Origin of the sequence: Microlunatus parietis (genome assembly GCF_013407955.1) — a bacterium.
In the GTDB taxonomy this organism is placed as follows: domain Bacteria; phylum Actinomycetota; class Actinomycetes; order Propionibacteriales; family Propionibacteriaceae; genus Microlunatus; species Microlunatus parietis.
Window position 1 is genome coordinate 3,673,581 of record NZ_JACCBU010000001.1, and the last position, 23,213, is coordinate 3,696,793.

A 23,213-nucleotide genomic window follows, 5' to 3' on the forward strand; every position below is an offset into this window, starting at 1 on the left:
CGATGTCCGCCTGGCCCGATGCTTCGTTGTCCGGTGCGACCACTGGGTCCGTGAGCGGTTCGGTCACCGCGACCTGCTCGACCACACTGGGTACCTCCGGCGTCGCAGGGGCGGGGTCGGGCGTTGCGTGAGCCGGCTCGGCCAGCGCGTCAGTCGTGTCGGCCTTCTCCGCAAACTGATCGGGCGGGACGACAACCGGTGCGGAGACGACGATCTTGGGATCGCCTGTGGCAGGTGCTGCGCCGACCGGGGTCGTGGGCAACTCGTCACGCGTCGCTCCGTTGGTGGGAGGTACGGATCCCGAGGTCGATGTTTCCCGTGAAACAGTCGGCCAACCAAGTGACTTGGCGTCGTGCGCGACGCCTGGCCATCCCAGTCCCCCCGGGGCGGCCGGACGAATCCCCCGCCGCAATGCCACCATCCCAGTTCCCTGCACGTTCGTCCTCCCCTACCGACAGGGCAACGTTACTGGACGCCCACCCACAACTCGGCCATCCACACCGCGCCACGGATAGGCGTCTCACAGATCAGGCCAACAGCGCGGCAATCCAGGCACTGAGCCGCTCGCGCAGGACCCTTCCTGTGATCTCAGGGCGGCCGATTCCGGCATAGTTCACCGCCCACGTCTCCACCACGTCCTACGCGTGCCCAGCAGCCTCGAGATCCCACGCCGCAACGTTCTCGATCTCCACCCTCGGCTGCCTCCTCGTACTTTCGAAGGAAGTGATCCGCCGCCTCCGTCGAGCCAAGGAGAACAAGGTCCTGGCGACACCACGCGACATCGACCCCCGAGGTCCGCAGAGAGCGCCCGACCAATCGACCACCCCGGATAGCGAGCTCCCGAGCCACAGGGCATTCCCGCACAGAAGTCGTAGTGCACCATGACCCTTCCGGTCCGGTCCAACGACTCTCCCGGTCCCGAGCTGCTGCAGCCGCCGGCCCGTCGCCGGACGGCGGCCCCGTCATCACCGGGCGAAGACCGCGCCCGTCGATCGCATGAATGCGCGCGGGCACGCGTGCCATCTCGGTGCCGATCCCAGAAAGCGACAGTTCCTTGACGGGGTGTCCACCAGCCAGCTTGCTCGTCGCGATGATGGACCCGGCAGCATCGCCGACCGAGTGACCGACCAACCGCGGCGCGAGAGGCCCCAACGAGGCCAGGCGTTCCATCACCCGCACTTCCTCGACGACCGCCCGATCACCCACCGGAAAGTGACGGACCACGTACTCGTTCCCTTCGGCGTCCCGAGCACCCACGGCTACTGCATGCCCCCCGCCAAGCAACTCACCCGTCAGCTTGAGCTCGCGCCCGACGACCTCACCAGCCCGTCGCACCAAGTCGTTCAGCGGACTTCGATTCATGTAGGCAGCCTCCCATGCGTGCCGCTGTCGAGTCTGCCGCGAACACAGCCACAGGAATCCCGCACCGCCGGCGACGCCCAGGCAGCGGGCCGCGGGCCGCGCCGTCTCCCCCATGGTGCGTCGCCCGCCACGACCCCCGATGCCCACACCTCCGGGATTGAGCTCGCTCGGCGACAAGACCCGGCCGCCCCGCAATGGAACGATCACGGCCGCCAGCAGAGGCTGAACCGCGAGCCTCCAACGTCAGGACGGACATCCGGTCCATCGTGGGCAGCCACGAACCGTCCGGCCGGCCCTTGCCGGCGTTGATCTCGGGCCACGCGTCCGTAGGTCGGCGTCCTGCCCGTCGACTCCGTCCACCTCACGCCGCCCGCAGCGTCGTGATCGAGGATGACGGTGGGTCGCAGTCGGTGCGGCACGCCGGAGCCGCGGTACGGCGCGCATCGTCCATGACTGCCCGGGCCCGGTGGTCGATCGGATCGTCACGTCGGCGCCGGGCCCGACTCCTCCCCGCCCGGGCGACGGACCACACCGACGACGGCAACGCCGCACCAACGTCAGCCCGTCCCGATCACGACCACGGGACGCCAGCGCCGGAACCGGTGCGGCAGGGCAAGAGAAGCGAGCGGCCGAGTGCCCGTCGCCCGGTCCGTCCGACGGACGGCGGAGATCGCCGTCCACATCGATCGGCCTGCAGTTCGCTGCGACCGGCCATTGGGTGGACTCGATCATGACCGGTACGGGATCGCATCACTGGGTGGTCGAGCCCGCTCACCAGGGACGCTCCGTTGGCGGACCAACGAACGTTACAGCTGATCGGCACGACTCCTTTCGGCAGACCGCCCAAGGTCGGCGCGATATGGATGGACCGACCTCGCATGTTGGATGCCCGTCTGTTTCACGTGGAACCGGCAGGCAACCGTTGAACCGCAACCAATGGGCATCGCCACTCGTCTCGCTGGCTCCTCCGCCGATCGGGCGTCCGTGGACACACGGCTCCGTCCTGCCCACGATGGCACCTACCACCAATCGAGCACCGGGCCCCAGGGACCGATCGAGGATGAGGCGTGGTCGTCGCCGCCCATCGCCGAGCGTCGACGTGAGTGTCGACCCGGTCGGCGCCGAGGTCTCGGCGGAGCAGGAGGCTGCCATCAAGCGGAGCCGGCAGCGCCGGACCGTGCCGCGTACGCTGCTCGAATGAGTCGGCCGGGAGCCGACACCGCCACGGCTCGGCGGCGTCCAAGATCATCGCGCCGGCGGCGTAGCTCAGAGCGGATACCGCTGGACGGTCGCTAGGTCTGCCGTAGTTCACCTCTGCCTACGCCCGGCCAGGGCCGGACGGGAGTCCCATCCCCGCATGTCCCACCCCGACGGACCCGCTCCACCAGGGCACCGGATCCCGACGCGGCGAGCCCCTCACCGCCATGTGCGGCACGAGCTCCATGACCGAGTTCCACCGGCGACACAGTCGCAGTTGCACCAGACCGCCTCTCACGCCTCAGCTACCGGCGCAACTGGACGACTCGCGCCGCCCGTCCCGACCTCGCACACTGATCCCTGACGGTCCACCCGACAGCCCGACGCTGAACCAGACCCTCCCCGGGCGAACATCGCCCCTGTCATGCCGTCCCCACCCGGCACGCGAGCACATGGCCGGCGGCAACTGCGATCACTCAATCCTCGCCCTACCACTGCCATCCGATGCCCTGGCGGCTTCCTAGATCCGCTAGAACAGTGAAGACGCTCGGCCGAGCTCGGTCCGTCACGCCTCGTCGCGCACCAACCCGCACCCACGAAGAAGGAAGCCATGCGCCTGACCATCGGAACCTTCAACCTCTGGCGTACCGGGGAACCCTGGCGCTACGCCGCCGAGCGGAACACTGTCCGCGGTGCCGTACCTGGAAGTGCCGCGGTCACGATGCGTCCGCCGACCGGCGTCTGGAGCCGACGCCTCCCCTTGATCGTGGACACTCTACGGCGGGCCGAATTTGACCTGGTCGGTTTGCAGGAGATCTCGGATGAGAGCCGAGGTGAGGATCCGGTCGTGGAGACGCTGGCCGACGCACTGGGCGTGAACCTCGCCAGAACGCCCGACGGCCAACTCGCGCTACTGACCCCACACCGAATCAGGTCGTCCACGGTGGTTCCGCTCACTGTCGGTGTCGCCCGGGACGAGGCCGTCGCCGGTTACGGATCAGCCAGCATCCTGCATGCGGTCATCGCGGCACCCGGCGGGGACACGAACTTCCTGGTGGCTCACTGGACGCCCCGATCGGCGTCGGCACGCATCGACGCGGCACAGGCGCTGATTGCCTACCTCTCCGGTCTGCCCTACGAGCGTCTGGTCGTCGTCGGTGACCTGAACACCGTCGCTCCGGAGAAGCCTGAGCTCGCGCTCCTCGGCCAGGGCGAGCGTCAACTTGTCGATGCCTGGGCGGCCGTCCACCCAGGCCACCCCGGACCCACGATGCCCAGCCACGACCCGGCCGTGCGGCTGGACTACGTGTTCTTGAGCCCAGACCTCCGACCCGTGTCCACGCGGCGGATCGGTGATCGACCCGACCAGGACGGGTTCTATCCATCGGACCATCTCGGGGTCGTGGCCACCGCCACGGCCCTCGAGTGACGACCGCCGGGTCCGCGGTGGCAGCTGATCAGTGATCAACAACTCTCGCCGCGGCGGCCGCAAGTTGATCATGAGCAATCCCTTGTACAGAAGGGAGAATCACGCAACGGGAAAGATCATCAACGCATCTGTCGCGGCACCATGCGGACCACGGTGGCGGTGGCTCCGGCGGCGTCGCCACCGACGGTGATCACCTGGGCCGTGAGATCGTGCTCGGCGAGCACGGGGCGGGCCTCGGTGATCTCGCGGTCGGCCGAGCTGCCCTTCATCGCGAGCAGCTGCCCGTCGTCGCTACGCAGCGGGGCGCACCAGCCGATCAGCCGGGCGAGGGGTGCCACGGCCCGGGACAGGACCGCCCCGTACCGCACCCCGTGCTCCTCCGCGCGGCCGCGGCACACGGTGACCCGCGGCGCCAGGCCGAGCTCGTCGATCACACCCTGCAGAAAGGTGACCCGGCGCAGCAACGGCTCGAGCAGCACCACCTCGAGGTCGGATCGGCTCAGCGCGAGCGGAATGCCGGGCAGTCCGGCCCCGCTGCCGACGTCCACCACGGTCGTACCCTCCGGCACCAGCTCCCGGACCGCCGCCGAGTTGAGGATGTGCCGCGGCCAGACGGCTTCCGCCTCCCGCGGCCCCAGCAGACCCCAAGCGATACCTCGATCAATCAATATGTCGACATATCGCTCTATGGTTTTAGTGTTCTCCCCGAAGATCTGTTCCAGCGTCGAGCGGTCGGTCACGTGCTCGGCAGGACCACGACGCGCCGGTTCGGCTCCTCGCCCTCCGACTCGCTGACCAGGCCCGCGGCCGCGACCACGTCGTGCACGATCTTCCGCTCGAACGCGTTCATCGCCGCGAGGGCGACCCGCTCCGAGCTCTCCTTGACCTCGGTCACCGCATCGCTGGCCAGGTCCGTCAGCTCCTTGCGGCGCCGCTCCCGGTAGCCCGCGATGTCCAGCATCAGCCGGCTCCGGTCACCGGTCTCCGTCAGCACCGCCAGCCGGGCCAGCTCCTGCAGCGAGTCGAGGACCTCACCGTTCGACCCGACCAGCACGTCCGTGTCGGTCAGGATCGACACGTGCGCGCGATCGCCGTCGACGAAGGTGTCCAGGTCGCCGTCCAGGTCGGCGATGTCCAGCAACTCCTCCAGGTAGTCCGCCGCAACCTCCGCCTCGATCTCAAGTCGGCTGGTCGGACCGGCGTCCTCCGAGTCGTCATCGTCGTCGTCCTCGGAGTCGTCATCCTCAGCGTCGTCGTCGGAGTCGTCGTCCAAGTCCTCGGCCTCCACGGCCTCGGCCGCGTCGGCGTCGAGTTCGCCGACCGGAGCCGCCGCTTCCTCGTCCGCCGCCACCTCGGGTACGTCGACCTCGGGGCGCACCTGTTCATCCGACGCGGGATCCGCCACCGTCGCCTGGTCGATCTGCTGGGTGTCGTTCACTGGTCCTCCTGGTTGTGCGCTCACCGTTTGCGCTGTGATCTGGTCTGCCGGCGTGGTTGCTGTCGAACCACCCTCGGCGTGTCCGGCTCCACCGGAACCGTCGCCGGCTCGGCACCCTTGCCGTTCCGCCGTGCGACACCGTTCGGCGCCGACGCTTTGTCCTTGTCAGCCGGCGTGACCGGCTTGCCCTTCGCACGCCGCCGCGCCTCCCACGCGTCGTAGGCGGGCGTTCCCGGAGACGGGTTCCGGCGAATGACGTAGAACTGCTGAGCCATCGTCCACAGGTTCGAGGTGAACCAGTAGATCAACACACCGACCGGGAAGTTGATGCCACCGACCGCGAACGCGATCGGAAACACGTACAGCATGATCTTCTGCTGCTGCGCGAACTGACCGGTCAACGCCTCGGGCGGCATGTTCTTCCGCATCAGCTGCAGCTGCGTGATGAACATCGAGCCCGTCATCGCGATGATCAACAACACGCAGACGATGTGGATGCTGGTGATTCCACCGGCGAACCCCACACCCATGAAGGTGTCCGAGATCCGCGCCCCGAAGATCTCCGCGTTCTGCAGGGAATCCAGCAGCGGCCGGCGATCCTTCAGCCACTGGCCGCGCGGGATTCCGTGCGCCGCGCCGTCGAGGACCCGGAACAGGGCGAAGAAGATGGGCGACTGCAGCAGCAGCGGCAGGCAGGACGCCATCGGGTTGGCGCCCTCCTCGCGATAGAGCTTCATCGTCTCTTCGCCGAGCTTCTGCCGGTCGTGGCCGTACTTCTTCTGCAGCTCACGCACCTTCGGCTGGATCAACTGCATCTGCCGGGACGACTTGATCTGCCGGACGAACAGCGGGATCAACAGCACCCGGATGATCACCGTCAGGCAGACGATCGACAGCACCCAGGTCCAGCCGTTGTCCGCGCCGAGCAGTGGGGACCACAGGTAGTGGAACAGCACCAACAGCCCGGAAACCGCCCAGTACAACGGCTGCATCAGGGTGCTGCCGAAGTCGACGATCGGCTGGTACCAGGCCGTCTCCATCGGTACGAGCAGGGGGATCAACCCGTCAATCACGACAACACCTCATCACCGGCACGCACCATGATCATGGAGCTCCATTGTTCTGGCCTTCTCGGCCCGTTCGCGCATCTCGCGCTCGAATTCAGGGGTCCCCGGTACGGGATCGAACCCACCCCTGGCCCAGGGGTGGCAGCGCACCAGGCGCCGGGCCGCAAGCCAGGATCCGCGCAGCGCACCGTGCACCTCGACCGCCCGGAGCGCGTACGCCGAGCAGGTCGGCCAGTAGCGGCAGACATCGCCGTACAGGGGGCTGATCAACAGCCGGTACGCCTTCAACAGGCCGATCAACACGTACTTCATGGCCGGATTCGCTTCTTCTCGTTCAGCCCAGCATGCCAGGCCGACGAAAGATCCTCGATCACGCGGTCCGATCCGGCCGCGGCAGAGGGGAAAGCGCGGATCACGATCCGTGCCTGCGTTGGCTCCTCTTCGAGCAGTCGCGCGACACCGTGCCGAAGCCGGCGCTTCACCCGATTCCGTTGTACGGCGTTGCCGACGTTACGACCGACGATCAGGCCGATCCGCGGACCGGCGGCGGAGGAATGCTCCGCGTCGCTGGGCTCAGCCACGTACAACATCAAGGTCGATCGTCGAATCCTGCGTCCGGTCGAGATGGTCGCCCGGAACTCTGCGGACGCACGCATCCGCAGCCGGGCGGGCAACATCTGACCGCACCCCGGTCAGCCCGAGAGTCGTGCGCGCCCCTTGCGGCGCCGAGCCGCCAGGATGGACCGGCCGGCACGGGTACGCATCCGCAGCCGGAACCCGTGGGTACGGCTACGACGACGGAGGCTTGGCTGGAACGTGCGCTTGCTCACGGGACTTCTCCCATATCTATAGTGCTGAAACCTGTCCCGCGGTCTACGAGTGGAACGCACGGGCACAACGAACGGGGCGCCGGGGTCCCGGCAACCGGACCAACGGTACGGGTCCCGAGCGTTCCCGGTCAAACCAGCGAGACCGAGCTCACGCACCACAAAGAGTGCCGAGCGTCCAGCCGACACGCCGACGAGATGAACAAATGCAGCGGCGCGGGTTGCAGAAGCATGACGGCCATTGCTACCGTCCTGGATCGCAGGAGATGCGGGATCGACTGCTACTGGGCTGCTGCGCCCCCGGACGGACACATATTCGGCTCATTGAACCGCCCTTGGACTCGGGACTGGGCGAAGCTTTGCTTCGTCTTGTTCACAGCTTGTGGATAAGTGTGTGGAAGCACGACTAGTCTGAACAGCAGTCCGACCGGCCCCACGGTCGCAGGCACAACATAATGGCGGAGTGATCTTCAACGAGCCGGGAGCTGGACGTGCGTGAGTCATCGGCAGCGGAGCTGACATGAGCGAGTCCGACCGCTCCGCCGATGAGAGCCTCCTCGCCTGGCAGCAGGTGCACGCTGAGGCCGAACCCCGGCTTCGCCCCTGGTGGATCACCAGTCGCCCGTTCGCCCTCCAGCAGGATCAGTTCGTCGTCGCCGTACCGAACAACTTCACCCGGGATCAGTTGGAGAGCCGGTTCCGGGACGAGATCGAGTCCAGTCTGCGGCGCCGCTTCGAGCGCCCGATCCGGCTCGGCGTCGTGGTGGACGACACCTTGGAGACCGCGCCGCCGCTCGACCTGGAGCCCGCCGACTCGGACCGCCTCGACGACGACCTGGCTGCCGGTCCCCAGCGCGATCACGACCCGCTCGACCGCGACCACCTGGACCGCAACCACCTGGACCGCGACCGGCTCGACGACGACCAGCCGCAACGCGACGGTGCCTTCTCCTATCCGGAGCCCGCGCCCGAACGGCCTCAGCTGGCCGGCCTGCATTCCTACGACGGCGACGGCCGGTCGAGCGGCGAAGGCCGCCGGCCCGACAGCAACTCCCGGCTGAACCCGAAGTACTCCTTCGAGACCTTCGTCATCGGCGGCTCGAACCGGTTCGCCCACGCGGCCGCCGTCGCCGTCGCCGAGAATCCCGGTAAGTCGTACAACCCGCTGACGATCTATGGAGAGTCAGGGCTCGGCAAGACCCACCTGCTGCACGCGCTCGGTCACTATGTGCGCAACTACTTCGATCGGGTCCGGGTCCGCTACGTCTCGACCGAGGAACTCACCAACGACTTCATCAACGCGATCAGCCAGAACAAGGGTGCGGAGTTCCGCCGCCGGTATCGCGACGTCGACGTCCTGCTGATCGACGACATCCAGTTCCTCGAGGGCAAGGAACAGACGCAGGAAGAGTTCTTCCACACGTTCAATACCCTGCACAACGCGCAGAAGCAGATCGTGATGACGTCCGACCGGCCGCCGAAGCTGCTGGAGAACCTGGAGCCGCGGCTGCGCAGCCGGTTCGGCTGGGGCCTGATCACCGACGTGCAGCCGCCCGACCTGGAGACCCGGATCGCCATCCTGCGCAAGAAGGCCGCCCAGGAACGGCTCACCGCCGGCTCGGACGTGCTGGAGTTCATCGCGAGCAAGATCCAGACCAACATCCGCGAGCTCGAGGGTGCCCTGATCCGGGTGACCGCGTTCGCCAGCCTGAACCGGCAGCAGGTCGACATGGCGCTGGCCGAGGTGGTGCTGAAGGACCTGATCCCCGAGGGCGGCGAGGCGCAGATCACCAGCGGCACGATCATGGGCCAGACCGCCGCCTACTTCGGGCTGACGATCGATGATCTCTGCGGCCAGAGCCGTACCCACGCGCTGGTCACCGCGCGTCAGATCGCGATGTATCTGTGCCGCGAGCTGACCGACCTGTCGCTGCCGAAGATCGGGCAGCAGTTCGGCGGCCGTGACCATACGACGGTGATGCACGCCGATCGCAAGGTGCGCAACCTGATGGCGGAGCGGCGCAGCATCTTCAACCAGGTCACCGAGCTGACCAACCGGATCAAGAACCAGTCCCAGCGCTGAGTCCGCATCCTCGCCCTCGCTTCCGTACGGGACGAGGGCGTCACGTCCCGTCTGCCTGCCCGGATTCGGAAGGTTAAAAATCACGTACCCAGGTCAATCCGGCCGCGGAGGAATCTCACACAGCTGGGGAAAGAACTGTGGACAACTGTGGAACCGGGCCGAAAGTATCTGGACGACCGGTGGACACAGCCGTGGGAACAACAGTCTTTCCCAAGATACTCCCCGTGTAATTTTTGTCATTCCACAGGATTGTCCCGGCGTCGAACCACAGCCTGACCAGGTACGACAGGTAGTTGTCCCCAGTCTGCACAACCGCTACGACGACGACCAGAAGACAAACATCTCCTCAAAGGCCGAAGTCACCCGGCCACCTGCTTGTGCACAACCTCGGGCCGGCTCTCCTGGCCCGCTTCACACCGAAGCCATCGTCGGTATGATCGTCGGGCATTCGCCCGGCCGGCCCGGATCGCGTACGGCAGCGCGCCCCCATCAGCAATCGACAAGTCACGCTCCCGACCACCAAGCTCCGCGACCGGGCCACACCGCACAGGAGGAACCGTGAAGATCCGACTCGAGCGTGATGTGCTGGCCGAGGCCGTCCAGTGGGCGGCTCGAAGCCTGCCCACCAGGCCGAGTGTGCCGATCCTGGCCGGCCTGCTGGTCCGGGCCGACGCCACCGGAGTCACGTTCTCCAGCTTCGATTACGAGACGTCCGCGCAGATCCACGTCAACGCCACTGTGACCGACGAGGGCGAGGCGCTGATCTCCGGGCGACTGCTGGCCGACATCTCACGGTCCCTCCCGGCCAAGCCGGTCGACATCGTCTCCGACGACAGCAAGATGGAACTCACCTGCGGCAGTGCCCGGTTCACCCTGCAGGCGCTGCCCGTCAACGAGTACCCGTCACTCCCCGAGATGCCCGAGTCCACCGGCTCGCTGCCGTCCGACGGGTTCGCCCACGCGGTCGCCCAGGTCGTCGTCGCGGCCGGCCGGGACGAACTGCTGCCCGTGTTCACCGGCATCCGGATCGAGATCGAGGGCGATCAGGTCTCGCTGCTCGCGACCGACCGCTACCGGATGGCGCTCAAGGAGATCACCTGGGACCCGCAGTCGCCGCAGACCTCGGCCAACGCCCTGGTCCCGGCCAAGGTGTTGTCCGACACCGCGAAGTCGATGACCGCCGGCGAGAAGGTGACGCTGAGCCTGGCCTCCACCGGAGCCGGCGACGGGATCATCGGGTTCGAGGGCGACGGTGCCGCGGGCCGCCGGCAGACCACGACCCGCCTGCTGGACGGCGAGTTCCCCAAGGTCCGGCACATCATGAACTTCGCGCCCGCGCTGACCGTACGGGTCAACACGGCCGAGGCGATCGCGGCCGCCCGCCGGGTCGCGCTGGTGGCCGAGCGGAACACCTCGCTGCGGATGTTGATCAACGAGAGCTCGATCACCCTGGAGGCCGCGACCGGCGACCAGGCCCAGGCCTCCGAGGCGATCGAGGCCGTGGTGAACCAGCTCGACGGCGGCGAGATCGCGGTGCCGGCCGCCGGCTTCAACCCCACCTACCTGCTCGACGCACTCGGCGTCTTCGACACTCCGTACGTGAATCTCGCCTTCACCGCCCCGAGCAAGCCGTGTCAGCTGACCGGCCTGCCCGAACTGGACGGCGAGCCGCTGACCGACTACCGGCACGTGATCATGCTGATGCGCCTGCCGGCCTGACCCTCATCCGCTTTCGACTGCGAGGAATTCCATGCAGCTGGGACTCATTGGACTGGGCAAGATGGGCGGCAACATGGCCACCCGAATCCGCGCGGCCGGCCACGAAGTGATCGGGTACGACACCAATCCGGAGATCTCCGACGTCAAGGATCTCGCCGAACTGGTCTCTCGGCTGACCGACGGCCCGCGGGTGGTCTGGGTGATGGTGCCGGTGCAGGCGCTGGAGCCGGTGATCAAGGACCTGGCCGGTCTGCTGGCGCCCGGCGACATCATCATCGACGGCGGCAACACCCGTTGGGACGGTGACGCCGGCCGGGCGGAATTCCTGGGCAGCAAGGGAATCAAGTTCATCGACTGCGGCGTCTCCGGCGGCGTCTGGGGTCTGGAGAACGGCTACGCCCTGATGTGCGGCGGCGACGCCGAGGACGTCGCGGTGGTCCAGCCGATCTTCGACGCGCTCAAGCCGCCGGGCGAGTTCGGCTTCGTGCACGCCGGTTCCCACGGTGCCGGGCACTTCGCCAAAATGGTCCACAACGGCATGGAGTACGCGATCATGCAGGCCTATGCCGAGGGCTGGGAACTGCTGGAGACCGCCGACGTGGTGACCGACGTGCCGGCCACCTTCAACTCCTGGCGGGAAGGGACCGTGATCCGGTCCTGGCTGCTCGACCTGCTGGTCCGGGCGCTGCAGGAGGATCCGCAGCTCACCGAGATCCGCGGCTATGCGGAGGATTCCGGCGAGGGCCGCTGGACCGTCGACGCCGCGATCGACCTGGCCGTGCCGGTGCCCGCGATCTCCGCTGCCCTGTTCGCGCGGTTCGTCTCCCGGCAGCCGGATTCGCCGGCCATGAAGATGGTTGCTGCGATGCGGAATCAGTTCGGGGGGCATGCGGTGCAGAAGGAAGCAGCGCAGATCGACGAGATCTGATTCATCCCGCCGTGGGCTGTGGGTCTGCGGGGTGTCAGTGCGCGGACAACCAGTCGCGCGCGGTGATTCTCTGCCGCTGCCGCTATTCCTTATGCGCGCGACGGCCAGTCCCATCCACGCCCGCGCCCTGACACCCCGCAGACCCACAGCCCACGGCTCCCGGGCGGAGCTCGTGGGGGTAGTCGGTCTTGAGCCGAGCGTCGGTGTGGTCTGGGCGGCATGCCTGAGCGAGCGCTGATCATGATCGGACAGGGGAAGGCTTCGTCAGCGTTTGTTTCACGTGGTGAGTGGCTTCGCGTAGCGGTGGCAGGGGACGGGGATCGGGCCGTCCGGGCCGGGGGCCAGGTGGTCGAAAAGGCCCTCGTCGGTCCAGCCGTTGCGTTCGTAGAAGCGGCGGGCCCGGGTGTTGTCGGCGACGACGGCGAGCCAGGCCCGGGAGTGGCCGCCGGCGGCGATGCGGCGTTCGGCCTCGGCGAGCAGGGTGTCGGCGATGCCGGTGCCGCGGCCGGCCTCGGCGACGTACACCTGTTCGACCTCGTCGTTGTTGATCATGATGAAGCCGATGATCGTGCCGTCCCGATCGGCGACGCTGGTCTCCTCGACGAGGGCGGCGGCGCGGGTGTCGAAGGACTCCCGGGTGCGGACCTCGACCAGCTCGTCGGGCACCCGGCCCCGGTGGGCCTGCTGCCAGCCGTCGTACCAGATCTGGGCGACGGCGGCCGCGTCGTCGGGGCGGGCCAGGCGGATCTCAGTCACGCTGGCAGCGTAGAACGTCCGCGCCGGTCGCACGGTTAGTCTGGGCCTCGTGTACGTCGACCATCTGCAGCTGGCCGATTTCCGGTCCTACGCCGCGGTCGACATCGCCCTCGACCACGGCGTGACAACGTTCATCGGGGCCAACGGCCAGGGCAAGACCAACCTGGTCGAGGCGGTCGAATACCTGTCCACGCTCTCCTCGCACCGGGTCTCCACCGACCTCCCGCTGGTCCGGGCCGGGGCCGAGCGCGCCATCGTCCGGGCCGGGGTGCGGGCAGGAATCGAGGATCAGCGCCGGCTGCTGCTCGAGCTGGAGATCACGCCCGGCAAGGCGAACCGGGCCCGGCTCAACAAGTCCCCCGTGTCGCGGCCCCGGGAGATCGCCGGCGTGCTGCGTACCGTCGTGTTCGCGCCCGAGGACCTGGCGATCATCAAGGGCGATCCCAGCGAGCGGCGCCGCTTCCTGGACGAACTGCTGGTGGCGCGCTGGCCCCGGCTGGCGGGTATCCGGGCCGACTACGACCGGGTGCTCCGGCAGCGCAACACGCTGCTCAAATCGTTGGCCGGCCGGGCTCGCGGCGGCCGCAAACCCGGGCCGGAGGCCGAATCCACGCTCGAGGTGTGGGACTCGCACCTGGCCCGCAACGGCGCCGAGCTGCTGGCCGCCCGGCTGTCCACGTTGACCGATCTGATGCCGCAGGTGTCGAAGAGCTACGCCGACATCGCGCCGACCAACAACGACGCCACCGCCGAATACAAAGCCTCCGCCGACCTCACCGGGGCGACCGACGCCGAGGCCCTGAACGAGGCACTGCTGACGGCGATCCGGGACCGCCGCTCCGACGAACTGCAGCGCGGTGTCTCGCTGGTCGGGCCGCACCGCGACGACATCGTGCTGTCACTGGGCTCGCTCCCGGCCAAGGGGTACGCCAGCCACGGCGAGTCGTGGTCGTACGCGCTGGCCTGCAAACTCGGCAGCTTCCAGTTGCTCCAGGACGACGGGATCCAGCCGGTGCTGGTGCTGGACGACGTCTTCGCCGAACTGGACACCATGCGCCGGGAACGGCTGGCCCGCGGCGTGATCGGTGCCGAGCAGGTGCTGGTCACGGCCGCGGTCGGTGCCGACGTCCCGGCCGAGCTGGCCGGCAGCCGGTTCACGGTCGCGGGCGGCGAGGTCACCCGTGACTGACACCGAGCCGGACCCGCCGCGGTCCGGCGCGGACGCTCCCGAACCCGGTGCCGACGACCACGATCCGACCGGGCTGAACCTGGCCCGGAACGTCGCCCGGTCGATCGGCGCCCAGTCCCGGCGGATGCGCCGCCGATCCGCCGGCAAACCGCGCCCGGAACCCGCCGAGCCGCAGTCCTCCGGTGCCCGACCGGACGACCGGGATCCCCAGCTGCTGGGCCGCGCGATCGAGCGGCTGGTGGACAGTCGTGGCTGGACCACGGAGGTCAGCGTCCACCTGCTGCTGTCGAAGTGGCCGGCCCTGGTCGGCCCGACGAACGCCCAGCACACCCAGCCGGAGAGCTATGTCGACACGGTGCTCACCGTCCGGGCCGACTCCACCGCGTGGGCGACGTCCCTGCGGTCGATGGCGCCGCAGCTCGTCGCCACCCTGAACCAGCAGTTGGGCGACGGGACGGTGACCCGGATCCGGGTGCTCGGACCGGACGCGCCGTCCTGGAAGCACGGTCGCCGCTCGGTCCGCGGCCGCGGGCCTCGGGACACCTACGGCTGAATCTCAGCCCCGGCACAGCTGCGGTGACTCGGCCCCCGCTATCCTCCGCTGGTGGAATTCTCGCTGGACTTCAGTCCCGAACTGCTCGTAGCGTTCCTGACCCTCTTCGTCCTCGAAGTCGTGCTCGGCGTGGACAACGTGATCTTCATCTCGATCCTGGCCAGCAAGCTGCCGAAGGAGCAGCAGGCCAAGGCCCGCAACCTCGGGCTGTCCCTCGCCATGATCATCAGAATCGGGCTGCTCTTCGCAGCATCGTGGATCATCAGCCTCAAGGCGGACCTGTTCACGATTCTGGGGATGGGCTTCTCCGGCCGCGACCTGATCCTGATCTTCGGCGGGCTGTTCTTGATCTACAAGGCGGTGAAGGAGATCCACGAGAAGCTGGAGGGCGCCGAGCCGGGCCACGGCACCAAGGCTGCTCGGGCGAACTTCGGCGCCGTGATCGTGCAGATCCTGCTGCTCGACATCGTCTTCTCGTTCGACTCGGTGATCACCGCGGTCGGCATGATCGACAACCTGTTGGTGATCATCGCCGCCGTCGTGCTGTCGTTCGGGATCATGCTCTTCTCGTCCCGATTCATCTTCAGCTTCGTCAACAAGCACCCGTCGGTGAAGATCCTGGCGCTGTCGTTCCTGGTGATGATCGGCGTCTTCCTGATCGTCGACGGCTTCGGCGTCAAGGTCGACAAGGCGTTGATCTACGTGCCGATGGCGTTCGCGATCGGCGTCGAGGCGCTCAACCTGGTGTACCGGGGCCGGCAGCGTCGGAAGCTCGATCAGCCGGACGATGCCGTACACCTGCGCAATGCGGCCTCCCGCGCCGATGATCAAGAGGCGCTGGCGGCGGCGAACGGAGAGAGCGACGGTTCGGTCGGCCTGTCCAACCGGCCGGTCAGCGGCAGCCAGAGCCAGGACCGCTCGTACCCCTGATCCAACAGTTCCTCGAGCCTGTCGAAGGGCAAGGCCTGATGATCATTGTCCCCTTCGACAGGCTCGAGGGATCCTTCAGGCTCAGGCGTTGCCGGCCGGCGGATGACCGCTGCCGTCGTTGATCTCCATGGTGTCGAACGTCGGAGCCGGCGGCCGGTTCGTCGACGGCCGGTCCAGGTAGAACCAGGCGGTCGAGGCGATGTCGTCGTGCAGCGGCAGGTAGCGCCAGCCGCTGTGCCAGCCGAGCGCCTGGATGTCGACCTTGCGCAGCCCGGTCGCGAAGTGGATCGGGTCGGGCACGTGCCAGCGGTACATGCCGAACCGCTGCTGGCTCCGGTACAGCCCGTCCGGCCGGATCACCTGCGGCATGCCGAGGTACGGGGTGCTGAAGGCGGTGTAGCCCTGACCGGGCACGTCGAAGTTCCAGGCGCCGCCGAAGTAGTCCTCGGTGCCGGTGCCGCAGATGGTCGGGAACTCCTCGTCATCGTCGAGGAAGAACTTGATCTCGCCCTCGCCCCACCAGCCCGGCGAGTTCACACCCCAGGCCAGGTAGGTGCCGACGTAGTGACCGCTGCCCTCGACGCCGTCGACCAGGACGTGCGTGGTCCGGTCCGGCAGCGGGTTGCTGCGCCGCCACTGGGCGTGCAGGTAGCCGGTGTTCTCGATCTCACCGCCGACCTCGTACGTCACCTGGTAGTAGACGATCAGCTCGGCATCGGTGGTGTTCTCCAGCGTGAGCAGCGCGGATTCGCGGAACGGCATCGGCCAGTACGAGTTGAAGCCGCCGTTCGGGTTTGCGGCGACCATGGCGGAGCTGACCTGGTCGAAGACACCCCAGCCACTGCAGAAGAAGTCGCCGTACGGGACCTCGATGGCCGGCTCGGCGGCACCGTCCCAGTAGGCCCGCAGGATCAACTGCCGCCAGTGGTCACGGTGGGTGGTGATCCAGATGTGGGTGATCTTGCCGGCCTGGTCGATGTCGGCCAAGGTGAACGTCTCGCCGGGCTTGATCGCCACACTCGGCGACACCTTCCAGCCCTGGCCGAGATCACGCGCGGCACGGGCGCCGGTGCCCTCGGTCGCCCGGCCGCCGCCACCGCGGGAGCCGTCGAAGTTCTCGGGGCTGATCGAACGTGTTTCAACCTGTCGCAGCGAGGCGAGCGAGCCGAAGTGGGACACGTACTTCTCCTTGTAGTCGGGTCCGCAAATTCAAACACGCGCGTGTAATCGATTTCAACGCCCGTCGGCAACCGGTAGGGTGATGGCTCCGGCGATGGGAATGCGGCGTTGTCGTCGCCCATCGGCGATACTGCGAGACAAGCGACGGCGGAGCGGGCCGGCGTCGCGATGCCAACGGGGTGGTCCGAAACCGGGAGGTCAGAAATGGCGACGATCTTCGAGGTAGCCGCCCGTGCCGGAGTGTCCCCGGCCACCGTGTCCCGGGTCTACAACGGGACCCCGGTCTCGGAGGAGAAGGCCAGGCTGGTCCGCCAGGCCGCCGAAGAGCTCAACTTCGTGCCGAACCGGACCGCCCGGGCCCTCCGCCGGCAGGCGTCGGAGGTGATCGCCCTGATCATCCCCGACATCGAGAACCCGTACTTCACCTCGCTCGCCCGCGGCGTCGAGGATGTCGCCCAGGCCGCCGGCTACTCGGTGGTCCTCTGCAACAGTGACGACGACCCGGCCAAGGAGGCCACCTACGTCGACATCGCGGCCCTGGAGAACATGGCCGGCGTGATCATCGCCGCCGTGTCCGAGCAGCCGCAGATCGAGCGCATGGTCGGCCGTGGCCGGCCGGTGGTAGCCGTTGACCGCCCGATCAGTTACGACGTCGACGCGGTCGTGATGGCCAACCGGGACAGCGGGGAGATCGCAGCCCGGTCGCTGATCGAGGCCGGCTACTCCCGGATCGCCTGCATCACCGGCCCCGAGGACGTCGGCACCGCCCGGGAACGGGCCGCCGGCTGGGCCGCCGTCGTCACCGAACACGGGCAGTTCGACGATCCCCAGGCCTACCTGCGGCACGCGAACTTCCGGGTCGAGGGTGGCCGCGACACCATCGCCGAACTGCTCGCGCTCGACCCCCCGCCGGACGCCGTCGTCGCCGCGAACAACCTGATGGGCGTCGGGGCGCTGCAGGTGCTCTCCGAACGGGGCCTCACCCCACCCAAGTTCGGCGTAGCCGTGATCGGCGACCTCCCCTTCACCACTCTCACGCCGACGGCCATCACTCTGGTCCGGTTGCCGGCTCGGGAGATGGGGGTACGGGCGGCGAAGCTTTTGCTGGACCGGATCGGAGGGGACACCGAACCCGCCCGCGAGGTTGTTCTGTCTCATAGCGTGGAGCCGGCGACCATCGTTCATGGGGGTTGAAGGCTTGGACCCGCGGGGGTCTGAAGGGGTGGGCGCGCGGACAACCATCCGGCCGCGATGGTCTGGGTGCCGCTGCCGCAGTTCTGCGATGCGGCCTCCCGCCAGGCCCATCCACGTCCGCGCACCCACCCCCTCAAACCCCCGCTCCCCTGTCTCCGCCGCCCAGGGATCTAACGGACCAGAGCCGTTCGCTGACCTGGTTGCGCCGACTGCGGGTGCCCGAGCGCTGATCACGTCCTGGGTCGCGGGTCCCGCGGTTGACGGCGTAGCAGCGAAGGCGCGCGGAGCTCGTCCTGTCGGTGCCGGCCAGGCCCATCCTCGTCCGCGCACCCCACCCCCTCAGCCCTCCGCTTCCTTTGCACGCCCAGTGGTTTAAGGACCAGAGCCGGGTCGCGGGACTTCGGGTGGCCGAGCGCTGATCAGGTCGTGGGGTGGCTGGGCCCCGCGATCGCCGGCGTGGCAGCGATGGCAGTGGCTCGGACTCGCCGGTGGACGGGCATCCGGCGAACGATCGGAGGCCTTGGGCCCATCGACTAGGTCGGTGATCCTGACAGCGTGGTTGATCATGCTCGCGGGGTGTCGTTATTCCTCCACGGGTGACGCGAGAATCGCGATTGCGACGTGGAAACACCTCAACCGTGGAGGAAAAGCGACAGCCGAGCCCGCAACTACGGAGTCGCCGCCGAGATCGACCCCACCACGACGCCTGACCGCCGACCTTCGCGCTAACCACGCACGCCCCACCCTTCATCACCAGCCGAGCGCTCCGGTCTGGCAGGAGAACAGAGCAGATCAGCGCTCGTCCTGAGTCCAAACAAAGGGGGGGATCGCCGCAACCGGGGTGGGCTTGGGGGTGGGTGCGCGGACGTGGATGGGCCTGGCGGGAGGCCGCATCGCAGTGCCGCGGCAGCGGCACCCAGACCATCGCGGCCGGATGGTTGTCCGCGCACCCACCCCCAAGCCCACCCCGAGCCACAGCACCAAGAACCTCTCGAAAGGCTCTCGAAGGGCGATCCCCTCCGACCCGCACCCTTGACGACTGAAATCGATTTCGACGATGCTGGGGACGTGCCAACTGAGCAGCCAGCTGACCTTCATCTCGCATCCACGCATCCCCTCGGTCCCGACGCCACTGTCGCGGCGTTCCCGCTCGGCGGAATCGGTACCGGCAACGTCTCGATCGGAGCCCGCGGCGAGTTCCGGGACTGGGAGATGCAGAACAGTCCGGGCAAGGGGAATCTGCTGCCGTTCACCTTCTGCTCGATCGACGTCCGGCCCGCCGACGGGGCCGACGGCGAGGCGGTGACGAAGGTGCTCGAGGCGCGGTTCCCCGGCCCGCACGAGGGTGAGGACGGGTACGGCTGGGGCCGGGTGGCCGGGCTGCCGCGATTCCAGTCGGCCGAGATGCTGGGCCGCTATCCCCTGCTGACGACCGACTTCGCCGACGACCGGGTTCCGGTCCGGCCGTCGCTCGAGGCCTTCACGCCGCTGGTACCGCTCGACCCCGCCGAGTCCGGGCTGCCGACGGCGGTGTTGCGCTATCGGGTGCACAACCCGACCGACCGGGCCCAGCAGGTCACCCTCGCGCTGTCCTTGGCCAGCCCGGTCGGCATGGACGGCTGGCGGCACAACGGCTTCCCCACCTATGCCACCGCACCGAGCGTGGAGTATCGCGAGGGCGACGGGATCCGCGGGCTCAGCTTCGCGGCGGCCGGCGATCCGGGTGCGTTCGGGTACGGCACCGCGACGCTGACCACGCTCCACGACGACGTCTCGGTCAAGCCGCAGTGGCTGGTCGGGCACTGGTCCGACGGCGTCCAGGCGTTCTGGAACGACCTCACCGCCGACGGCCGGCTCGAGGCCGAGACCCGGCAGAGCTACGACGACAAGCCGCCCACCGGCGGCGCCCGGATCGGCAGCCTGGCCCTGCACCGCACGCTGGCGCCCGGCGAGACCGGCGACTTCGAGTACGTCCTCTCCTGGCACGTGCCGAACCGGCACCGCGCCTGGGACGAGCGCGGTGAGCTGTACCACCAGGTGGTGCTGAACCACTACGCCACCCGGTTCAAGGACGCCTGGGCGGTGGCCGGGCACGTGCACGAACACCTGCCGGTGCTGGAGGCCAGCACCCGCGGCTTCACCGACGCGCTGTTCGACTCGACGCTGCCGGCCGAGGTGATCGACGCCGCCGCGGCCAGCCTGTCGGTGGCCCGCAGCACCACCTGCTTCATGATCGACAACGGCACCCCGGAGGGCCAGTTCCTGGCCTGGGAGGGCAGCTTCGACCGCGAGGGCAGCTGCCTCGGCACCTGTACCCACGTGTGGAACTACGCCCAGACGCTCGCGTACGTGTTCCCGAGCCTGGAGCGCAGCGCCCGCCGCAACGAGTTCCTCACCGAGACCGACGAGGGGGGCCGGATGCACTTCCGCAGCCAGCGCGTCTTCGGCGGCACACAGCCGTGGGACTTCGAGCACCCGGCGGTCGACGGCCAGCTCGGCACCGTGCTCCGGATGTATCGCGAGTGGCGCTTCAGCGGCGATGATCAATTCCTGGCCGACCTCTGGCCCAAGGTCGCCGAGGCCGTCGATTTCGCCTTCGGTTATTGGGATCCGGACGGCGACCTGATCTTGGAGTCGGTGCAGCACAACACGTACGACATCGAGTTCCACGGGCCGAATCCGCTCGGCAGCGTGATGTTCTACGGGGCGCTCCGGGCGGCGGCCGCGATGGCCGAGCAGGTCGGCGATCAAGATCGCGCCAAGCGCTACGCCGATGCCGCAAGCACCGGTGCGAAGGCGATGGACGAGCTGCTCTTCAACGGCGAGTTCTACGTCCAGAAGCTCGACGACGTGGACGCCTACCGCTACCAGTTCGGTGTCGGCGTCCTCTCCGATCAACTGCTCGGCCAGTTCCTAGCCCATATCGCCGGTCTCGGTCACCTGCTCGATCAAGATCATGTCCGGTCGGCGATCAAGGCCGTGTACGACCACAACTTCCGGTCCGACCTGTCCGAGCACGTCAGCGTCCAGCGGACCTACGCGCTCAACGACGAGGCCGGTTTGATCTTGTGCTCCTGGCCCGACGGCGGCCGGCCCAAACTCCCGTTCGTCTACAGCGACGAGGTATGGACCGGCATCGAGTATCAGGTCGCCGCGCATCTGATCTTCGAAGGCTTCGTCGACGAGGGGCTGACGATCACCCGTGCGGTACGGCAGCGGTTCACCGGCCGCAACCGCAATCCGTGGAACGAGGCGGAGTGTGGCAACCACTACGCCCGCTCGATGGCCAGCTGGGCCTTGATCATCGCCTGCACCGGCTTCGACTGGGACGCCGGCACCCGCCGGCTCGCGTTCGCCCCGGTCGTCGGTGATCATGGCCGGCCGTTCCGTACCCTCTTCACCACCGGCACCGCCCAGGGCCGGGTCACCATCACCGGCGACAGCGCCGAGCTGACCGTGGACCACGGCAGCCTCGATGTGGCCGAGCTGGTGATCAACAACCGGAGCTTCACCCCCGCTGATCAAGGACCGGTTCCGGCCGGTCGCACGGCCCGCTTCACCGCGGCCTGAAGATCAACGGCAGATTCGACAAGGAGATCAACGATGTCAGCGAACACCAGCTATGCGGTCCCGGCGCCGCTGGACCGACCGGCGGCGGCGCCGAACACCGCCTATCTGATCGCCAGCGGTGATCTTCGCGAATCGGCCAACACGGCCGGCTGGCCGATCCAGCAGGAGCTCGAGGCCGGGGTGACCAGGGCGTTCCAGAGCCACGGCTGGACGGTGATCCGGGCCAACCCGGTCGACCCGGTGACCGGGCACGGCTTCATCAGCAGCCAGCGGATGGGCCTGGAGGTGTTCAAGCAGATCCCGCTCGACGCACCGTTGATCGTCGCCGAGGCGGTCTGGCAGTACAGCCATCACGTGCTGGCCGGCCTGCGCACCCACCAGGGCCCGATCCTCACCGTGGCGAACTTCGCCGGCGACTGGCCCGGGCTGGTCGGCCTGCTCGGCCTCAACGCCGGCCTGACCAAGATGAACAAGCCGTACAGCACGATCTGGAGCGTCGACTTCACCGACGACTACTTCACCGGAGCGATCGCGGAATGGGTGAAGTCCGGCACGATCACCCACGACAGCAGCCACGTCCATCCGGTGACCGGGTTCGCCGAGGGTCCGGAGAAGGCGCTCGGCGAGGCGCTGGCCGAGCAGCTGGTGACGGAGAAGGCGATCATCGGCGTCTTCGACGAGGGCTGCATGGGCATGTACAACGCGATCTTCGACGACGAGCTGCTCAACCAGCTCGGCATCTACAAGGAGCGCCTGTCGCAGAGCGCCCTCTACGCCGAGATGCTCAAGGTCGACGACGCCGAAGCCGACCAGATCGGTGCCTGGCTGACCGGCAAGGGCATGACGTTCAAGCTCGGCACCGACGAGAAGACCGAACTGACCGAGGCCCAGCTGCGCTGGCAGTACAAGATGTACGTCGCCGCGCTGCGGATCGCCGACGACTTCGGCTGCGACGCGATCGGCATCCAATACCAGCAGGGCCTGAAGGACCTGGTCCCGGCCAGCGACCTGGTCGAAGGCCTGCTGAACAACGTCGACCGGCCGCCGGTGACCACTCGCGACGGTTCCCGGGTGATCGCCGACGGCGAGGCGTTCCCGCACTTCAACGAGGCCGACGAGGGCGTCGCGGTGGACACCCTGGTGACCAACCGGATCTGGACGGCGATGGGCCTCGACCCGGCGAACACGTTGCACGACGTCCGCTGGGGCGAGGAGTACGACGGCCAGTTCGTCTGGGTGTACGAGATCTCCGGCTCGGTCCCGGCCTCCCACCTGGGCGGCTATGACAAGGCCGAGGGCTGGCGGCAGCAGCCAGTCTTCTTCCCGGCCGGCGGCAGCACGATCAACGGCGTCTCCAAGCCGGGCGAGATCGTCTGGTCCCGGGTCTACATCGCCGAGGGCAAGCTCCAGGTCGATCTCGGCCGGGCCACCGTGGTCGAGTTGCCGGCCGAGGAGACCGAGCGGCGGAAGCTTGCCACCAACCCGGAGTGGCCGATCATGCACGTCGTGCTGCACGGGGTCAGCCGGGACCAGTTCATGGCCCGGCATAAGGCGAACCACGCCCAGGTCGCGTACGCCCCCGACGCCGACACCGCCGATCGCGCCCTCGCCGCGAAGGCGGCCCTGTTCGACCGGCTCGGGCTGCCGGTGCACGTCTGCGGAGATCTCGGGGAGGTCGGCCGGTCGCTGGTCCAGACCGGCTGAAGGCTCACACCGCGTGTGCCTGGGCCTGTCGAAGGGTCTGCGGGTCCCCTCGACAGGCTCGGGACGCGTCGGGCCGATCCGGCACCGG

At 68.1% G+C, this 23,213-nt stretch carries 19 protein-coding genes; 10 read left to right on the forward strand and 9 right to left on the reverse strand.

Annotated elements, in window-relative coordinates; translation table 11 throughout:
- Positions 1 to 588: 588 nt before the first annotated feature.
- On the reverse strand, positions 589 to 1,476 hold the full coding sequence (locus tag BKA15_RS37325) for a phosphotransferase (RefSeq protein WP_376766808.1): 888 nt from the start codon (positions 1,474 to 1,476) through the stop codon (positions 589 to 591).
- Between the two features lie 1,804 nt (positions 1,477 to 3,280).
- Here BKA15_RS37325 and BKA15_RS17630 point away from each other — a divergent pair.
- A complete protein-coding gene (locus BKA15_RS17630) occupies positions 3,281 to 3,988 on the forward strand; it encodes an endonuclease/exonuclease/phosphatase family protein (protein WP_246322990.1) in 708 nt (235 codons plus the stop codon).
- Between the two features lie 119 nt (positions 3,989 to 4,107).
- Here the strand turns inward: BKA15_RS17630 and rsmG are convergent, their stop codons facing one another.
- The 6 genes from rsmG to rpmH form a co-directional block, all read right to left on the reverse strand.
- Positions 4,108 to 4,728, reverse strand: a complete 621-nt coding sequence (rsmG, locus tag BKA15_RS17635; protein ID WP_179752888.1) for a 16S rRNA (guanine(527)-N(7))-methyltransferase RsmG — start codon at positions 4,726 to 4,728, stop codon at positions 4,108 to 4,110.
- On the reverse strand, positions 4,725 to 5,339 hold the full coding sequence (locus BKA15_RS17640; RefSeq protein ID WP_376766832.1) for a Jag family protein: 615 nt from the start codon (positions 5,337 to 5,339) through the stop codon (positions 4,725 to 4,727). The genes rsmG and BKA15_RS17640 overlap by 4 nt, the downstream gene beginning before the upstream one ends.
- A 107-nt stretch (positions 5,340 to 5,446) precedes the next feature.
- On the reverse strand, positions 5,447 to 6,466 hold the full coding sequence (yidC, locus tag BKA15_RS17645; protein ID WP_179758535.1) for a membrane protein insertase YidC: 1,020 nt from the start codon (positions 6,464 to 6,466) through the stop codon (positions 5,447 to 5,449).
- Between the two features lie 45 nt (positions 6,467 to 6,511).
- Entirely contained in the window at positions 6,512 to 6,805 is a 294-nt protein-coding gene (yidD, locus tag BKA15_RS17650) for a membrane protein insertion efficiency factor YidD (RefSeq protein ID WP_179752890.1), read from the reverse strand.
- Positions 6,802 to 7,170 carry a ribonuclease P protein component gene (rnpA, locus tag BKA15_RS17655; RefSeq protein ID WP_179752892.1) on the reverse strand — a complete coding sequence of 123 codons (369 nt, stop codon included), beginning with the start codon at positions 7,168 to 7,170 and terminating at the stop codon, positions 6,802 to 6,804. The genes yidD and rnpA overlap by 4 nt, the downstream gene beginning before the upstream one ends.
- 15 nt (positions 7,171 to 7,185) lie before the next feature.
- Positions 7,186 to 7,323, reverse strand: coding sequence for a 50S ribosomal protein L34 (rpmH, locus tag BKA15_RS35630; RefSeq protein WP_152365128.1), 138 nt, complete (start codon positions 7,321 to 7,323; stop codon positions 7,186 to 7,188).
- Positions 7,324 to 7,840: 517 nt separating this feature from the next.
- Between rpmH and dnaA the strand changes: the two genes are divergently transcribed.
- From dnaA to gnd, 3 genes are all read left to right on the forward strand, one after another.
- Positions 7,841 to 9,403 carry a chromosomal replication initiator protein DnaA gene (gene dnaA / locus BKA15_RS17665; RefSeq protein ID WP_179752894.1) on the forward strand — a complete coding sequence of 521 codons (1,563 nt, stop codon included), beginning with the start codon at positions 7,841 to 7,843 and terminating at the stop codon, positions 9,401 to 9,403.
- A 558-nt stretch (positions 9,404 to 9,961) separates the two neighbouring features.
- Positions 9,962 to 11,122, forward strand: a complete 1,161-nt coding sequence (dnaN, locus tag BKA15_RS17670; RefSeq protein WP_179752896.1) for a DNA polymerase III subunit beta — start codon at positions 9,962 to 9,964, stop codon at positions 11,120 to 11,122.
- Positions 11,123 to 11,153: 31 nt separating this feature from the next.
- The gene (gene gnd, locus BKA15_RS17675; protein WP_179752898.1) at positions 11,154 to 12,050 is read left to right on the forward strand and encodes a phosphogluconate dehydrogenase (NAD(+)-dependent, decarboxylating); all 897 of its coding nucleotides are present in this window, start codon (positions 11,154 to 11,156) and stop codon (positions 12,048 to 12,050) included.
- Positions 12,051 to 12,326: 276 nt separating this feature from the next.
- On the opposite strand, the gene BKA15_RS17680 is transcribed toward gnd, so the two are convergent.
- Entirely contained in the window at positions 12,327 to 12,806 is a 480-nt protein-coding gene (locus BKA15_RS17680) for a GNAT family N-acetyltransferase (RefSeq protein ID WP_179752900.1), read from the reverse strand.
- 49 nt (positions 12,807 to 12,855) lie between these two features.
- Here BKA15_RS17680 and recF point away from each other — a divergent pair, with 49 nt between their 5' ends.
- Genes recF through BKA15_RS17695 form a run of 3 tightly spaced genes read left to right on the forward strand, consistent with a single transcriptional unit; the run spans position 12,856 to position 15,478 of the window.
- Positions 12,856 to 13,995 (forward strand): DNA replication/repair protein RecF, encoded by a 1,140-nt coding sequence (recF, locus tag BKA15_RS17685; protein ID WP_179752902.1) that lies wholly within the window; start codon positions 12,856 to 12,858, stop codon positions 13,993 to 13,995.
- A complete protein-coding gene (locus tag BKA15_RS17690; protein ID WP_312879096.1) occupies positions 13,988 to 14,548 on the forward strand; it encodes a DciA family protein in 561 nt (186 codons plus the stop codon). The genes recF and BKA15_RS17690 overlap by 8 nt, the downstream gene beginning before the upstream one ends.
- Positions 14,549 to 14,599: 51 nt before the next feature.
- The gene (locus BKA15_RS17695; protein ID WP_179752904.1) at positions 14,600 to 15,478 is read left to right on the forward strand and encodes a TerC family protein; all 879 of its coding nucleotides are present in this window, start codon (positions 14,600 to 14,602) and stop codon (positions 15,476 to 15,478) included.
- Between the two features lie 81 nt (positions 15,479 to 15,559).
- Here the strand turns inward: BKA15_RS17695 and BKA15_RS17700 are convergent, their stop codons facing one another.
- On the reverse strand, positions 15,560 to 16,657 hold the full coding sequence (locus BKA15_RS17700) for a glycoside hydrolase family 172 protein (RefSeq protein ID WP_179752906.1): 1,098 nt from the start codon (positions 16,655 to 16,657) through the stop codon (positions 15,560 to 15,562).
- Between the two features lie 204 nt (positions 16,658 to 16,861).
- Here BKA15_RS17700 and BKA15_RS17705 point away from each other — a divergent pair, with 204 nt between their 5' ends.
- From BKA15_RS17705 to BKA15_RS17715, 3 genes are all read left to right on the forward strand, one after another.
- A complete protein-coding gene (locus BKA15_RS17705; protein ID WP_179752908.1) occupies positions 16,862 to 17,851 on the forward strand; it encodes a LacI family DNA-binding transcriptional regulator in 990 nt (329 codons plus the stop codon).
- Positions 17,852 to 18,919: 1,068 nt separating this feature from the next.
- A complete protein-coding gene (locus tag BKA15_RS17710; RefSeq protein WP_179752910.1) occupies positions 18,920 to 21,421 on the forward strand; it encodes a GH116 family glycosyl hydrolase in 2,502 nt (833 codons plus the stop codon).
- 33 nt (positions 21,422 to 21,454) lie between these two features.
- Entirely contained in the window at positions 21,455 to 23,125 is a 1,671-nt protein-coding gene (locus BKA15_RS17715; protein ID WP_179752912.1) for a fucose isomerase, read from the forward strand.
- Positions 23,126 to 23,213 lie beyond the last annotated feature (88 nt).